Origin of the sequence: Tardiphaga sp. (genome assembly GCF_028290495.1) — a bacterium.
Taxonomy (GTDB): domain Bacteria; phylum Pseudomonadota; class Alphaproteobacteria; order Rhizobiales; family Xanthobacteraceae; genus Tardiphaga.
In genome coordinates this window covers 1-14,118 of record NZ_JAQGJT010000090.1, presented here as the reverse complement: position 1 = coordinate 14,118, position 14,118 = coordinate 1, and the positions used below count along the sequence as shown (strand labels likewise).

13 protein-coding genes are annotated in these 14,118 nt (G+C 64.0%); 9 read left to right on the top strand and 4 right to left on the bottom strand.

Annotated features, from left to right (window positions below):
• Positions 1-473: ribonuclease activity regulator RraA (locus JWQ24_RS14975; protein WP_299809377.1), on the top strand; the 473-nt coding region annotated here is incomplete at its 5' end.
• Positions 474-625: 152 nt separating this feature from the next.
• Here the strand turns inward: JWQ24_RS14975 and hemE are convergent.
• Entirely contained in the window at positions 626-1,672 is a 1,047-nt protein-coding gene (hemE, locus tag JWQ24_RS14970) for a uroporphyrinogen decarboxylase (protein WP_299809374.1), read from the bottom strand.
• A gap of 164 nt (positions 1,673-1,836) precedes the next feature.
• Here hemE and hemF point away from each other — a divergent pair, with 164 nt between their 5' ends.
• Positions 1,837-2,739 (top strand): oxygen-dependent coproporphyrinogen oxidase, encoded by a 903-nt coding sequence (hemF, locus tag JWQ24_RS14965; protein WP_299809380.1) that lies wholly within the window; start codon positions 1,837-1,839, stop codon positions 2,737-2,739.
• 275 nt (positions 2,740-3,014) lie between these two features.
• Here the strand turns inward: hemF and JWQ24_RS14960 are convergent, their stop codons facing one another.
• Positions 3,015-3,998 carry an ABC transporter substrate-binding protein gene (locus tag JWQ24_RS14960; RefSeq protein ID WP_299809371.1) on the bottom strand — a complete coding sequence of 328 codons (984 nt, stop codon included), beginning with the start codon at positions 3,996-3,998 and terminating at the stop codon, positions 3,015-3,017.
• A 410-nt stretch (positions 3,999-4,408) separates the two neighbouring features.
• On the opposite strand from JWQ24_RS14960, the gene JWQ24_RS14955 reads away from it, so the two are divergent.
• Positions 4,409-6,157 (top strand): cache domain-containing protein, encoded by a 1,749-nt coding sequence (locus JWQ24_RS14955; RefSeq protein ID WP_299809368.1) that lies wholly within the window; start codon positions 4,409-4,411, stop codon positions 6,155-6,157.
• Positions 6,158-6,172: 15 nt separating this feature from the next.
• Here the strand turns inward: JWQ24_RS14955 and JWQ24_RS14950 are convergent, their stop codons facing one another.
• The gene (locus tag JWQ24_RS14950) at positions 6,173-6,853 is read right to left on the bottom strand and encodes a biliverdin-producing heme oxygenase (protein ID WP_299809365.1); all 681 of its coding nucleotides are present in this window, start codon (positions 6,851-6,853) and stop codon (positions 6,173-6,175) included.
• 185 nt (positions 6,854-7,038) lie between these two features.
• Entirely contained in the window at positions 7,039-8,004 is a 966-nt protein-coding gene (locus JWQ24_RS14945; RefSeq protein WP_299809362.1) for a LysR family transcriptional regulator, read from the bottom strand.
• Positions 8,005-8,158: 154 nt separating this feature from the next.
• On the opposite strand from JWQ24_RS14945, the gene JWQ24_RS14940 reads away from it, so the two are divergent.
• From JWQ24_RS14940 to cbbX, 6 genes are read left to right on the top strand one after another with little or no spacing between them, the layout of a single operon-like run.
• A complete protein-coding gene (locus JWQ24_RS14940) occupies positions 8,159-9,193 on the top strand; it encodes a class 1 fructose-bisphosphatase (protein ID WP_299809359.1) in 1,035 nt (344 codons plus the stop codon).
• Positions 9,194-9,201: 8 nt separating this feature from the next.
• Positions 9,202-10,077: a phosphoribulokinase gene (locus tag JWQ24_RS14935; protein ID WP_299809355.1), complete on the top strand. Its 876-nt coding sequence runs from the start codon at positions 9,202-9,204 to the stop codon at positions 10,075-10,077.
• 33 nt (positions 10,078-10,110) lie between these two features.
• On the top strand, positions 10,111-11,193 hold the full coding sequence (fba, locus tag JWQ24_RS14930) for a class II fructose-bisphosphate aldolase (RefSeq protein WP_299809352.1): 1,083 nt from the start codon (positions 10,111-10,113) through the stop codon (positions 11,191-11,193).
• 45 nt (positions 11,194-11,238) lie between these two features.
• Complete coding sequence (locus JWQ24_RS14925) at positions 11,239-12,702, top strand: form I ribulose bisphosphate carboxylase large subunit (protein WP_299809349.1); 1,464 nt, start codon at positions 11,239-11,241, stop codon at positions 12,700-12,702.
• 11 nt (positions 12,703-12,713) lie between these two features.
• Entirely contained in the window at positions 12,714-13,139 is a 426-nt protein-coding gene (locus JWQ24_RS14920) for a ribulose bisphosphate carboxylase small subunit (RefSeq protein ID WP_299809346.1), read from the top strand.
• Positions 13,136-14,044: a CbbX protein gene (gene cbbX, locus JWQ24_RS14915; RefSeq protein WP_299809343.1), complete on the top strand. Its 909-nt coding sequence runs from the start codon at positions 13,136-13,138 to the stop codon at positions 14,042-14,044. Before JWQ24_RS14920 ends, cbbX begins: the two co-directional genes overlap by 4 nt.
• Positions 14,045-14,118: the final 74 nt, after the last annotated feature.

The window sequence follows — 14,118 nt, the reverse complement described above, 5'->3', positions numbered from 1 at the left end:
GCCCGCCCGGTGCGGTACTTGTGATGGACAGCCGCAAGGATGCCCGCGCTGCCTCCGCCGGCGCCATCCTAGTGACCCGTCTGATGAAGCGCGGCGTCGCCGGCGTCATCACCGACGGCGGCTTTCGTGATTCCGCCGAAATCGCCAAACTCGGCTTTCCCGCTTTTCACCATCGCCCGAGCGCGCCGACCAATCTGACCCTCCATCAGGCCATTGAGATCAACGGCCCGATCGGCTGCGGCGACGCTCCGGTGTTTCCCGGCGACGTCATCCTTGGCGACAGCGACGGGGTCATCGTGATCCCCGCGCATCTCGCCGATGAGATCGCCAATGAAGCGTTCGAAATGACTGCTTTCGAGGATTTCGTCACCGAGCAGGTGCAGAAGGGCAGGGGCATTTTCGGGCTCTATCCGGCGACGGACGAACAGACGCTGGTGGATTTTGCGGCGTGGCGGAAGACGGAGGGACGCTGAAGGAGCTGTCATTTCCAGCTTGGCTGGATCTTGTGAGCTTGCTGCTACAACTGTCACGTCGCTCGCAAGCAGGCCTCCCTGCGCGCCGGACCGACCGAGTTCGATCATTCTATATCAGATCGAATTGCACGCAATGGTTGATTGTTTGAGATTTACCCGCGAAAATTCCGAACCCGCTTCACCATCTGTTCGACATGCGCGATCGGCGTCTCGGGCTGGATGCCGTGTCCGAGATTGAAGATGAACGGCCCGTTCGCATAATTCGCCAGCACGTCGTCGATCGCGCGGTCGAGCGCCTCGCCGCCGGCGATCAGCACCAGCGGATCGAGATTGCCCTGCACCGGAACCTTGCTCTGCACGTGCGCGCGGATAAATGCCGGCTCCGCCGCCCAATCGATGCTGACGGCATCGACGCCGGTGGCCTCGATATAACCCGGCAACATCGCGCCTGCGCCGCGCGGGAAGCCGATGATTTTTGCGCCCGGCGCTTTCGCTCGCACGCCATCGATGATGCGCCTGGTCGGTTCCACCGACCAGCGCTGGAATTCGCGCGCCGGCAGGATACCGGCCCACGTATCGAAGATTTGCAGTACGTCGGCGCCGGCCTTGAGCTGGCCGAGCAGATAGGTGATCGAGTTCTCGACGATGGCGTCGATGATTTTGGCAAACGCTTCGGGATGGCGGTAGGCCATCATCCGCGCCGGCCCTTGGTCCGGTGTGCCCTTGCCGGCCACCATGTAGGTCGCGACCGTCCACGGCGCGCCGCAGAAGCCGATCAGCGTGATCTTCGGATCGAGTTCGGCGCGGACCCGGCGCAGCGCCTCGTAGACCGGCTCAAGCTTGGTGAAATCCGCCTGCGGGTTCAGCGTCGCCACCTTCTCCGGCGTGTCCAGCGGATCGAGCCGCGGACCTTCGCCGACTTCGAAGCGGACCGAGCGGCCGAGCGCGTAGGGGATCACCAGGATGTCCGAGAAGATGATCGCGGCGTCGAAACCGAAGCGCCGGATCGGCTGCAGCGTCACTTCCGTGGCAAAATCCGGATTGAAACACAGGTCGAGAAAGCCGCCCGCCTGGGCGCGGACCTCGCGGTATTCCGGCAAATAGCGCCCGGCCTGCCGCATCATCCATAGCGGGGGCACGTTCTGGCGGTGGCCGTGGAGCACGTCGAGGAACGGTTTGGCGGTCGGGGACTGGGTCAAGCGGCGTGTCCGTGGTTGGTCGGCAGGGCGTATGGGCGGTCCCTGATACACCGCCGCCCGGCGGTTGGCGAGGCGAGCAGGCGCCCACGAAGCGGCGTTGCCATTGACGCAGCTCAATACGCCGGTGGCCGGAAAATAGTGGGGTGATTGACGTAACAACGAAGATGAACGACATGAACCAGATGACCGCAAATCCCAGTATTTCCGCCGATCAGCAGCGCGACCGGGCCAGGATCTGGTTCGAGTCGCTGCGCGATAGAATCTGCGCCGAGATCGAGACGCTGGAGCGCGAGGCGCCGGCCGAGCTGTTTCCCGGCGACCCCGCCACCTTCACCTATAAGCCATGGACACGCGCCACCGGAACCGGCGGCGGAATCGGCGGTTTCCTCAGCGGCGGGCGGCTGTTCGAGAAGATCGGTATCCACACGTCGTCCGCCAACGGCCGGTTGACGCCGGAAATGGCGAAAACAATGCCCGGCGATGGCGAGCAGCTGGATTACGTTTCCACCAGCATCAGCCTGATCATGCATCCGCGCAGTCCGCGGGTGCCCACCGTGCACATGAACACGCGATTTCTCTCGACTGCGCAGGGCTGGTTCGGCGGCGGCGCCGATCTGACGCCGATGCTGGCGGCGCAGCGCACGATGGAGGCGCCCGACACCGTCGCCTTCCATGCCGCGATGCGCGTCGCCTGCAATGCGCATGACCCTGCCTACTACGACAAGTTCAAGGCCTGGGCGGATAGCTACTTCTACCTGCCGCATCGCGGCACCGCGCGCGGCGTCGGCGGCATCTTTTACGATCACCTCAACAGCGGCGATTTCGACAGGGACTTTGCTTTCACCCGCGATGTCGGTTCGGCGTTCCTCGATGTCTACCCTAAAATCGTCCGCGCCCGCATGATGGAGCGGTGGACCGAGGCCGAGCGCGCCGAGCAACTCGCCATTCGCGGGCTCTATGTCGAGTTCAATTTGCTGTACGACAAGGGCACCATGTTCGGCCTGCAGACCGGCGGCAATATCGAAACCATTTTGAGCTCGATGCCGCCGCTGGTGAGCTGGAGCTAGAGTTTTTTAAATTGAGCCCACCGTCCTCATGGTATCGCGTGCGGGACAAGAGACGCTTCACCCCCTCGCCCTTGGACGGCGCCGCGCCGCGAACTCGGCCGGCGCAGCAACAAGTCCTCTGCCGTCAGCGACGCCATCCTGCGAAATGAAGTTCAGCAGCGGCATCTCGCTGGCTGCGACCTTTGAAGGCGAGTTCTCGGATGTGACGCGTTCTTACGCCGGCAAGGGCGTGGTGCGGTACCAGTGGTAGACGTGGAGGCGCCGCGGCTACAACTTCACTCGATCACGTCGTCCGCGCTGGCGAGCAGTACCTCGCCGATGGTGACGCCGAGTGTCCTGGCGGTCTTCAGATTGACCACCAGCTCGAACTTGGTAGGCCGTTGAACGGGCAAGTCAGCGACGACGGCCCCCTTCAGGACGCGGTCGATGTAAGTAGCCGAACGGCGGAACAGGTCGGCATAGTCGATGCCGTAGGACATCAGCCCGCCGGCCAGCACGAATGAGCGCTGAAAATAAACCGCGGGCAGGCGATGCTGCGCGGCCAAGGCCACGATGGCGTCGAGATGAATGGTGGCGGAGATGTCCGTCAGAACCAGCAAGCCGCTGTGCGCTTCGCGGCTCAGCTCCGCCATCACGCCGTCGATCTCGGCAGCGTCCCGATAGGCGGCCGGTCGTACGGTGAGAGCAAAGGACGATGCCGCGTTCTCGATGACCGGCATCATGAGCCCGGCATAGAGCGCCGTCGCAGAGTTGTAGAGCACGGTTGTGCGCGCGATCGGCGGCGTGATCTGCGTCAGCATGGCCAGCCATTTGGCCGCGATGGGCGGATCGAAATCGCTGAAGCCGGTCGCGTTGCCCCCGGGGCGGCCCACGCTCTTGACGAAGCCTTGCCCGACGGGGTCGGTGACCATCGCAAAGATGATCGGAATGCTGCTGGTCTTGCGGCGCAGCGCGGCGACCGACGGGCTGGCCTGGTCAAACAACACGTGGGGGGGCGAGGCGACCAGCTCCGCGGCGTAGCGCTCCAGCAAAGGCAGGTCGCCGCCGGCCCAGCGCCAGTCGATCCGCAGGTTGACGCCGTCGCGCCAGCCGAGCGTTCCGAGGCCCTGCAGCAGCGCCGCGGCATAGGTTTGCGCCACGGGGTCGGTCGCGGCGTTGGCCATCAGCACGCCCAGGCGCATCCCGACCCGCGCCTGCGCGACCGAAGGACCGGAAGCCAGCGTCGCCGCAATTCCCGCCAGGACGGTGCGTCGTTGCATGTTGAACTATCTCGCCGTCCCGGTAAAAGCACCGGCTTCGCGCATATCCGACAAGGTCGATCCAATCAAGTACGTCGTCGGCGCATGCCTAATTTGGACCGACCGGGGAGAAGGAGGACTTCCCGATTGTGCGCTCCTGGCGGGATAAATCCATGATAGATGATGACGACCGGCACTGTTGATCACCGCCGCCGCAGAGGTCTTCGAATGAGACGATGCGACCTGTCCGTATTGTTGGCCGCTTTTGCTGCGGCGGGCTTGCCGCGCCCCGGAATGGCGCAGCCGGCTCGGACTTTTCGCATCGGAAGGCTGAGGCCGGCCTTCGCCAAGCGCGCGGGCGCGTCATTCGGAGCCATGTCGGTCAAGAGCCTCGCGCACATGTTGCCGCCCGACGAAGTGACCGCGTAACCATGGAGAGACCGCTGGCCCCTCCGGGGCGAATTCGATTGAGCCGGCCGCGGCGCTCGCTGTTCGTCAAATATTTTGTCACGCTGTTCATCGCCGTGGTGGTGCCGCTGCTGCTTGGCGCCGCGAGCGAGGCCTGGTTCGGCTACCGCGACCAGCGCGACATGCTCGGCGATCTGCTTCAGGCGGAATCGCGTTCGGCTGCCAACCGCATTCAGACCTTCGTCGACGGCATCCGCGACCAGCTCGGCTGGGTGGTGCAACTGCCGTGGACCCCGGGCGAGGACGAACGGCACCGCATCGATGCGCTGCGGCTGTTGCGCCAGGTGCCGGCGATCTCGTCGATTGCGCTGGTCGATGAGGCCGGCATCGAACGCGCCTTCGTCTCGCGCCTCGGCCTGAACCGGGTGGGCCGCGGCGTCGACATGTCGGCGGACCCGGCCGTCGCCGGTGCCCGCGCGGACAAGGTCTGGTTCGGGCCGGTCCGCTACGAGCGCGGCTCCGAGCCGTACATGAGCATCGCCATGGCCGGCAATCGCGCGGCGGCGGGGATTGCCATCGCCGACATCAACCTGAAACTGATCTGGGAGGTGATCGCCGCAATCAGGATCGGCGATACCGGCCAGGCCTTTGTGATCGACGATTCCGGCCGGCTGATCGCGCACCCCGACATCAGCCTGGTATTACGCGGCAACAGCGCCTCCGACGGCTTCGGTCGGCTCAGATCCGCGGTCGCCGCCGGCAACGGCGCGGCGGTCGTCACCTCCGATGCCGATGGTGAGGCGGTGATCGCCACCTCCGCGCGCCTCGACGGTCTCGGCTGGACCGTGATCGCCGAGCAGCCGGTGCAGGAGGCCTTTGAGTCGATCCGCGCCGCGTTGTGGCGCTCGCTGGCGTTGATCGCGATCGGTTCGCTGTTCGCGCTGTCGCTGGCCTGGTGGCTGGCGCGCCGAATGTCCGGGCCGATCCGCCAGTTGGAAGATGGCGTGCAGCGCGTGGGGGCCGGGCAGTTCGACCACCGGATCGCGATGTCCACCGGCGATGAACTGGAACAGCTCGCAGATCGATTCAACGAGATGGCCGGCGAGCTCGCGGTTTCCAAGGAGAAATCCGAACGCATCAACCGGCTGAAGCGCTTCCTCGCGCCGCAGGTGGCGGAGCTGGTCGAGCATTCGGGACAGCAGGGGCTGCTCGATGGACAGAGGCGCGAGGTGGTCGCGATCTTCGGCGACCTGCGCGGCTTCACGGCGTTCTCCGCCCATGCCGCGCCCGAGATCATCATGGGTGTGCTCGGTGAGTACTATGCAGCGCTGGGCGCGGTGATCACACAGCACCAGGCGACGCTGACCGGCTTTGCCGGCGACGGGCTGATGGTGCTGGTCAACGCGCCGGTCGAATGCGACGAGCCGGCGCTGCGCGGGCTCCGGCTTGCCATCGATATGCAGGCCGCGGTGCAAGCGCTGATCGTCGGCTGGCGCGCCGCCGGCCACACCATCGGTTTCGGCGTCGGCGTCGCGATGGGGGCGGCCACCGTCGGCACGGTCGGCTATGAAGGCCGCATCGACTACACCGCAATCGGCAGCGTCGTCAATCTGGCGTCGCGGCTGTGCGGTTCGGCGGTCGATGCGCAGATCCTGCTGGATGCCGTTGTCGCCGAAGCAGTGGACGGCACCGTCGATGTGACGTGCGTCGGCGAACGACCAATCAAGGGCTACGACAAGCCGCTGCGGGTTTTTGCAGTGTCCCGCAGCTGAACTTGCCGGATGCGTTTACTCGGCGGCGGCCGCCGTCGGCAGCAGCGTTTTTTGCACCGCCCAGGACAGGTCGATGTTCAGCGAGAACGCCGTTGAGCCTTCGTCGATGATCGCCTGCGGATCGGCGGCCAGCGTGCCGGCGCGATCGAGCGCGGCGCGATAGCCGGCCTTCAGCGCCGCCAGATCGGCATGACCGGGAAAATCGTAGAACGACAGTTCATCCGGCTGCAGGCCAGGCGTCTTGGCCAGCAGTCGCTTCAATATCTGGCCGCCCGAGAGATCGCCGAGATAGCGCGTATAGGCATGCGCGATCAGTAGTTCGCCGTCGCCCCTGGCGGCTGCCTCGATCCGCTGCCCATAGGCTTCGCTGGCGGGCAGCAGGGCCACGCCAGAGAAATCGCCACCGCACATCGCGCGGAGGTCGGCCTCCAGCGCCGAGGCGCGATCAAGGCGATAGGCGGCCAGTGCAGCAAGCGCCGGCGTATCGCGGTGACGTTCAAGGCCGGCTTCCAGCGCGCGGTAGGCCGGCAGCAGATTACGTTGCAGCAGGATATAGCCCTCGCGCGTGGCCTGGCCGCGCAGCAGTTCGCGGATGATGCCGGAACGCTCGGCCTCGGCGTGCAGGGTCTTGGTGCCCGCATAGAGCGCGCTCACCACGCTGACGGGCGTGGCGTAGTCGGCAATAGTCGTGGTCATTCTCAGTCTCTTTCCATGCGATATCGCCGAGCGATACCGCCCCCGCGTCGCGGAAGCTGTTTCAGGCGTTGTGCGTCATCTGATGGATCAGGCCGCGTGCCGGCGGGAGCGGGGCTGCATCGGCGGACATCATATCGGCTCTTCCGGCGGCGACAAGGCCGGGGGCGGACCCGGCGCCAGTCGTCTCAGTGCTCCGCGGGCTTCGACGCGCGCGTCAGCCGCAGCCGGCCCTGGGTGCGCGGCAGGAATTGCGCGCCTTGCTCTCCGAGAAACCGTCGCATCGCCTGTGCCGGCGGCAGCAGCACCTTGTCCTTGCGGCCGAGCACGAACCATTGCCGGATGATCGGCAGCCCGACCACATCCAGCATTACCAGCCGGCGCTCGTCGAGTTCGGTCGCCACCGTATGCGCCGAGATGAAGGCGATACCGAGCCCGGCGATCACCGCCTGTTTGATGGTCTCGTTGCTGCTCATCTCCATGCCGATGGTCGGACGGATCCGGGCGGATTCGAACAATTGCTCCATCAGCCCGCGTGTGCCGGAGCCTGGCTCGCGCGTCAGGAACGTCTCATCAGCGAGATCGCCGAGCGCCAGCCGCGGTTTCTTCGCCAGCCGGTGCGCGGTGGGGGCGATGATGACGTGCGGATGATCGCCGATCAGATCGACGTCCATCTCGATATCGACCGGCGGCCGGCCCATGATGGCGAAGTCGAGATCGTAGCCGCGCAGCGCCGCACAGATTTCCTGGCGGTTGCCGATCGTCAGCCGCACTTCGATCTCCGGATGCAGCTGGGAGAAGCCGGAGATCGCAAACGGCACAAAGTATTTCGCGGTCGATACCGCGCCGATCGAGATCCGCCCGCCGGTTTTGCCGGCCATCATCTCCAGCGAGGTCGCGCAGGCCGCCATCGCGGCCTCGATGCGCTCGGTCAGCGCCAGCACCTCGCGCCCGGCGTCGGTGAGCAGCATGCCGTCGCCGGTGCGCTGGATCAGCGGCAATCCTGCCAGCGCCTGCAAATTGCGCAACTGCAGCGTCACCGCCGGCTGCGTCAGATGCAGTTTTGCAGCGGCCGCCGTGATGCTGCCGCTGGCTTCAAGGGCAGCCAGAGCGCGCAGTTGGCGGATCGAGACATCCCGAAAGCGCTTCGACATATAAATAAATCTTTTGCCAGAGCTAAGATAACGAAATTTCCCTTATTTACGGGCAGTCGTCAATATCTGTGGGCAACAGGAGCGGTCGCCTTCGGGCGGGTCAATGCAACAACGCCTCGTGCCAAAAGGGCGGTGCATTTCCTGGGAGGCGACGATGACCAACGACCTGACGCTGTTTCGGCACACCAATCTGTTCGCAGGGCAGGACCCCGTCCGTCTCGCGGTGGCGGCGGCCGTGGATGCCTTCGCGGCGGCCTCCATCGAGATTTCCGAACTGATCGGCCGCGGCGCGCTGGCCGGGATTACCGGCGAGGCGCAAGGCGGCCAGAATGCCGATGGCGACGTCCAGAAGGACCTCGACGTCCGCGCCGACCAGATCATCCGCGCGACGCTGAAGAAGGTGCCTTATGCGGCGCTGGCCTCGGAAGAGGCCGAGACCTATGAGGTCGGCGACGCCTCCGGGCCGATCTCGATTGCTTACGACCCGCTCGATGGTTCCTCGAACATCGAGACCAACATGACGGTGGGCACGATCTTCTCGATCATGCCGGCCGTCTCCGGCGAGACGCCATTCACCGCTCCGGGCAGCGCGCAGATCGCCGCCGGCTTCGTCGTGTACGGTCCGCAGACCTCTCTGGTTCTGACGCTCGGCGACGGTGTCGACATCTTCACGCTCGACCGCGCCGAGAAGACTTACAAACAGATCCGCAGCCGCGTGAAAATTCCGGCCGAGAGCGCTGAATATGCCATCAACGCCTCCAATCATCGCCACTGGGAACAGCCGGTGCGCGATTTCGTCGAGGAATGCCTCGCCGGCGAGGAAGGCCCGCGCAGCAAGAATTTCAATATGCGCTGGATCGCATCGCTTGTGGCGGAAGCCTATCGCATCCTGATCCGCGGCGGTGTGTTCCTGTATCCGTCGGATGCCCGTGAGGGCTATGGCGATGGTCGTCTGCGGCTGCTCTACGAGGCGCATCCGATGGCCTTCATCATGGAGCAGGCCGGCGGCGGCGCCATCACCGGCCGCGCGCGCATCCTCGATCTCGCCGCCTCCGCCATCCACCAGCGCGTGCCCCTGATCATGGGTTCGATCAGCAAGGTCCAGCGCATCGAACTGCTGCACCAAGATCCCGCCGCCGCGACCAAGGCCGATCCGTTGTTCGCGCGCCGGGGCCTTTTCCGTGTCTAGAGGGCTTCATGTCGCGAAAGCATCCGATCATTTCGATCACCGGCTCGTCAGGCGCGGGCACCACTTCGGTGAAGCGGACCTTCGAGCAGATCTTTCGCCGCGAGAAAGTCGAGGCGGCCTATATCGAGGGCGATGCGTTCCATCGCTATGACCGCCTCGAAATGCGCAACCGGATGGCGGAACAATCAGAGCGCGGCAACAAGCACTTCAGCCATTTCAGCCCCGACACCAATTTGTTCGAGGAACTGGAAACCACCTTCCGCGACTACAGCGCCACCGGCACCGGCAAGACTCGCTATTACATCCACGACGACATCGAAGCGGAAAAGCACGGTGGTGCGCCCGGTACCTTTACCGCGTGGCAGTGCCTGCCGGACAAATCCGACCTGTTATTTTACGAGGGCCTGCACGGCGCGGTGGTGACCGAAACCGTCAACGTCGCTCAATATGCCGACCTCAAGATCGGTGTGGTCCCCGTTATCAATCTTGAATGGATCCAGAAGCTGCACCGCGACCGCAGCGATCGCGGCTATTCCACCGAGGCCGTCACCGACACCATCCTGCGGCGGATGCCGGACTACGTCCATTACATCTGCCCGCAATTCACCGATACCGACATCAACTTTCAGCGCGTGCCGACGGTCGATACATCCAATCCCTTCATCGCGCGCTGGATACCCACGCCGGATGAATCGATGGTGGTGATCCGCTTCAGGACGCCGCGCGGCATCGACTTCCCCTATCTGCTGTCGATGATCCCCAACAGTTTCATGTCGCGCGCGAACTCCATCGTGATTCACGGATCGAAGCTCGATCTGGCGATGCAACTGATCCTGACGCCGCTGATCCTGCAATTGATCGAACGCAAGCGCGGGGCGAAATAGCGAGAATTCAAGCATCAACCAACTGGAGGATTCATGGCACGCATTACCTTGCGGCAATTGCTCGATCACGCAGCCGATCATGGCTACGGCGTGCCGGCCTTCAACATCAACAACATGGAGCAGGGGCTGGCGATCATGGAGGCGGCCGCTGCGGTCGATGCGCCGGTCATTCTGCAGGCCTCGCGCGGCGCGCGCTCCTACGCCCATGACATCATGCTGGCCAAGATGATCGACGCGCTGGAGGAAATGTATCCGCAGATCCCGCTGTGCATGCATCAGGACCACGGCAACGAGGAAGCCACCTGTGCCACTGCGATCAAGCATGGTTTCACTTCGGTGATGATGGACGGTTCGCTGAAGGCCGACGCCAAGACCGCCGCCGACTATGACTACAATGTCGAGATCACCCGCCGCGTCGTCGAGATGGCGCACTGGATCGGCGCCTCGGTGGAAGGCGAACTCGGCGTGCTCGGCTCACTGGAGCATGGCGGCGGCGAGCAGGAAGACGGCCACGGTGTCGAAGGTCAGGTCAGTCGCGATCAGTTGCTGACCGATCCCGAACAGGCCGTTGATTTCGTCCGCGCCACCCGCGTCGATGCGCTGGCGATCGCGATGGGCACCTCGCACGGCGCCTACAAGTTCTCGCGCAAGCCGGACGGCGACATCCTCGCGATGAACGTGGTTGAGGAAATCCACCGCCGGCTGCCGAACGTCCATCTGGTGATGCACGGTTCGTCCTCGGTGCCGCAGCCGCTGCAGGACATGTTCAACGAATTCGGTGGCGAGATGAAGCCGACCTGGGGCGTGCCGGTGGAAGAGATTGTCCGTGGCATCCGGCACGGCGTGCGCAAGGTCAATATCGACACCGACTGCCGGCTCGCAATGACTGCGGCGTTCCGCAAGGTGGCGTCGTCCAGCAAGAGCGAATTCGATCCGCGCAAATTCCTCAAGCCGGCGATGGACGCGATGCGCGACCTTTGCCGCGAGCGCTTCGAGCAATTCGGAACCGCCGGCCATGCGTCGAAAATCAAGGTGATCCCGCTGGCGGAGATGGCGAAGCGCTATCGCTCAGGCGCGCTCGATCCGCAGATCGGCATGACCGCGGCCGCCGAATGACCAACCACACGATCCCCGCTGAACGCATAACCTGAGGAGACCCACATGAACGAGCATGCTTCGATCACGGTCCGCGGCAAGGATCGCTACAAGTCGGGCGTCATGGAATACAAGAAAATGGGCTACTGGGAGCCCGACTACGTGCCGAAGGACACCGACATCATCGCTTTGTTTCGTGTAACGCCACAGGAAGGCGTCGATCCGATCGAGGCCTGCGCCGCGGTCGCTGGCGAATCCTCCACCGCGACCTGGACGGTGGTGTGGACCGATCGCCTCACGGCGGCCGAAAAATATCGCGCGAAATGCTACCGCGTCGATCCCGTCCCGAACGGGCCCGGGCAATACTTCGCATATATCGCTTATGACCTCGATTTGTTTGAGAACGGCTCGATCGCCAACCTCTCGGCGTCGATCATCGGCAATGTGTTCGGCTTCAAGCCGCTGAAGGCGCTGCGGCTGGAGGACATGCGGCTGCCGGTCGCCTATGTGAAGACGTTCCAGGGTCCGGCCACCGGCATCGTTGTGGAGCGCGAGCGGATGGACAAGTTCGGCCGTCCGCTGCTCGGCGCTACCGTGAAGCCTAAGCTCGGCCTGTCCGGCCGCAATTATGGCCGCGTGGTGTATGAGGCGCTGAAGGGCGGGCTGGATTTCACCAAGGACGACGAGAACATCAACTCGCAGCCCTTCATGCACTGGCGCGAGCGCTTTCTGTATTGCATGGAGGCCGTCAACAAGGCGCAAGCCGCGTCCGGCGAGATCAAGGGCACCTATCTTAACGTCACCGCCGGCACGATGGAGGATATGTACGAGCGCGCCGAATTCGCCAAGCAACTTGGTTCGGTTATCATCATGATCGATCTCGTGATCGGCTACACCGCGATCCAGTCGATGGCCAAGTGGGCACGCAGGAACGATATGATCCTGCATCTGCACCGCGCCGGGCACTCCACCTATACAAGGCAGCGAAACCACGGCGTCTCTTTTCGCGTCATCGCGAAATGGATGCGGCTGGCCGGCGTCGATCACATCCATGCCGGCACGGTGGTCGGCAAGCTGGAGGGTGATCCGGCGACCACGCGCGGCTACTACGACATCTGCCGCGAAGACCACAACCCGATGCGGCTGGAGCACGGCGTGTTCTTCGATCAGGACTGGGCCAGCCTCAACAAGCTGATGCCGGTGGCGTCCGGCGGCATTCATGCCGGACAGATGCACCAGTTGCTGGGCCATCTCGGTGAGGATGTAGTGCTGCAGTTCGGCGGCGGCACTATCGGCCATCCCATGGGCATCCAGGCCGGCGCCACCGCCAACCGCGTGGCGCTGGAGGCGATGATCCTCGCCCGCAACGAGGGTCGGGACTATCTGCACGAAGGCCCGGAGATTCTCGCAAAGGCGGCGCTGACCTGCACGCCGCTGAAATCGGCGCTGGAGGTCTGGAAGAACGTCACCTTCAACTATGAATCCACCGACATGCCGGACTATGTCCCCACCGCCAGCGTGGCCATGTAAGGAACAAAGCAATGCGCGTGACCCAAGGATGTTTCTCGTTCCTGCCCGATCTCACCGACGACCAGATAACCCGGCAGGTGCAATACTGCCTGGACAACGATTGGGCGGTGAACCTCGAATTCACTGACGATCCGCACCCCCGCAATAATTTCTGGGAGATGTGGGGCCTGCCGATGTTCGATCTGCGCGACGCTTCCGGCGTGATGATGGAGCTCAACGAATGCCGCAAGGTCTATGGCGATCGTTACATTCGGCTGTCGGCATTCGATTCCAGCCACGGCTGGGAATCGGTGCGGCTGTCCTTCATCGTCAACCGGCCCGCGGTTGAGCCCGGCTTCCGGCTGGAGCGCCACGAGGTCGAGGGCCGCAACATCCGCTACACCACCAAATCCTACGCCGTCGATTTCCCCGAGGGCCAGCGCTACGGTGGATCGTGAGCACGCTCGCGGTGGCCGAGCCAAGCGACGCGCCGGTCGAACGCATCAATCTGCGGGCGGAGTTCAACGAGATCGGCATCGGCGAGGTGCTGGACCAGCTCGATCGCGAATTGATCGGGCTGAAGCCGGTCAAGACGCGGATCCGCGAGATCGCATCGCTGCTGCTGATCGAGCGTATCCGCAAGCGGATGAATCTGACGTCGGAAGTGCCGACGCTGCATATGTCGTTCACCGGCAATCCCGGCACCGGCAAGACCACGGTGGCGCTGCGGATCGCCAGCATTTTGCACAAGCTCGGCTTCGTGCGCCGGGGGCAGGTGGTGTCGGTGACGCGCGACGAACTGGTCGGGCAATATATCGGCCACACCGCGCCGAAGACGAAAGAAATATTGAAGAAGGCGATGGGCGGCGTGCTGTTCATCGACGAGGCTTACTACCTGCACCGGCCCGACAACGAGCGCGACTACGGCCAGGAGGCGATCGAGATCCTGCTGCAGGTGATGGAATCGCAGCGCGAGGACCTGGTGGTGATCCTCGCCGGCTATGGCGACCGCATGGACAAGTTCTTCGGCAGCAATCCCGGCTTTCGCTCGCGCATCGCCCACCACATCGATTTCCCCGATTATGCCGACGATGAATTGCTGGCGATCGCCGAACTGATGCTTGGTGATATGAACTACGAATTCAGCGCCGATGCCCGCGCGGCGTTCGTCCGCTACATCGCGCTGCGCAAGAGCCAGCCGCTGTTCTCCAATGCCCGTTCGATCCGCAACGCGCTGGACCGGATGCGGCTGCGTCAGGCCAACCGGCTCGTCGCCGATCTCGATCGCGTGCTCTCCGCCGACGACATCATGTCGCTGGAGGCGTCGGACGTGCTGGCGAGCCGGGTGTTCTCAAAGGCGTGAGCCAGGCAGTCGCCGGCGCTATCGCCGACTCCTGGTTTCTACGCTTTCCAATCGTATGGAAAAGAGCCGCCGGG

Coding starts and splice junctions, on each gene's coding strand:
- hemF (WP_299809380.1), top strand. CDS start 1,837: ATGAACGACATGAACCAGATGACCGCAAATCCCAGTATTTCCGCCGAT.
- JWQ24_RS14960 (WP_299809371.1), bottom strand. CDS start 3,998: ATGCAACGACGCACCGTCCTGGCGGGAATTGCGGCGACGCTGGCTTCC.
- JWQ24_RS14955 (WP_299809368.1), top strand. CDS start 4,409: ATGGAGAGACCGCTGGCCCCTCCGGGGCGAATTCGATTGAGCCGGCCG.
- JWQ24_RS14950 (WP_299809365.1), bottom strand. CDS start 6,853: ATGACCACGACTATTGCCGACTACGCCACGCCCGTCAGCGTGGTGAGC.
- JWQ24_RS14945 (WP_299809362.1), bottom strand. CDS start 8,004: ATGTCGAAGCGCTTTCGGGATGTCTCGATCCGCCAACTGCGCGCTCTG.
- JWQ24_RS14940 (WP_299809359.1), top strand. CDS start 8,159: ATGACCAACGACCTGACGCTGTTTCGGCACACCAATCTGTTCGCAGGG.
- JWQ24_RS14935 (WP_299809355.1), top strand. CDS start 9,202: ATGTCGCGAAAGCATCCGATCATTTCGATCACCGGCTCGTCAGGCGCG.
- fba (WP_299809352.1), top strand. CDS start 10,111: ATGGCACGCATTACCTTGCGGCAATTGCTCGATCACGCAGCCGATCAT.
- JWQ24_RS14925 (WP_299809349.1), top strand. CDS start 11,239: ATGAACGAGCATGCTTCGATCACGGTCCGCGGCAAGGATCGCTACAAG.
- JWQ24_RS14920 (WP_299809346.1), top strand. CDS start 12,714: ATGCGCGTGACCCAAGGATGTTTCTCGTTCCTGCCCGATCTCACCGAC.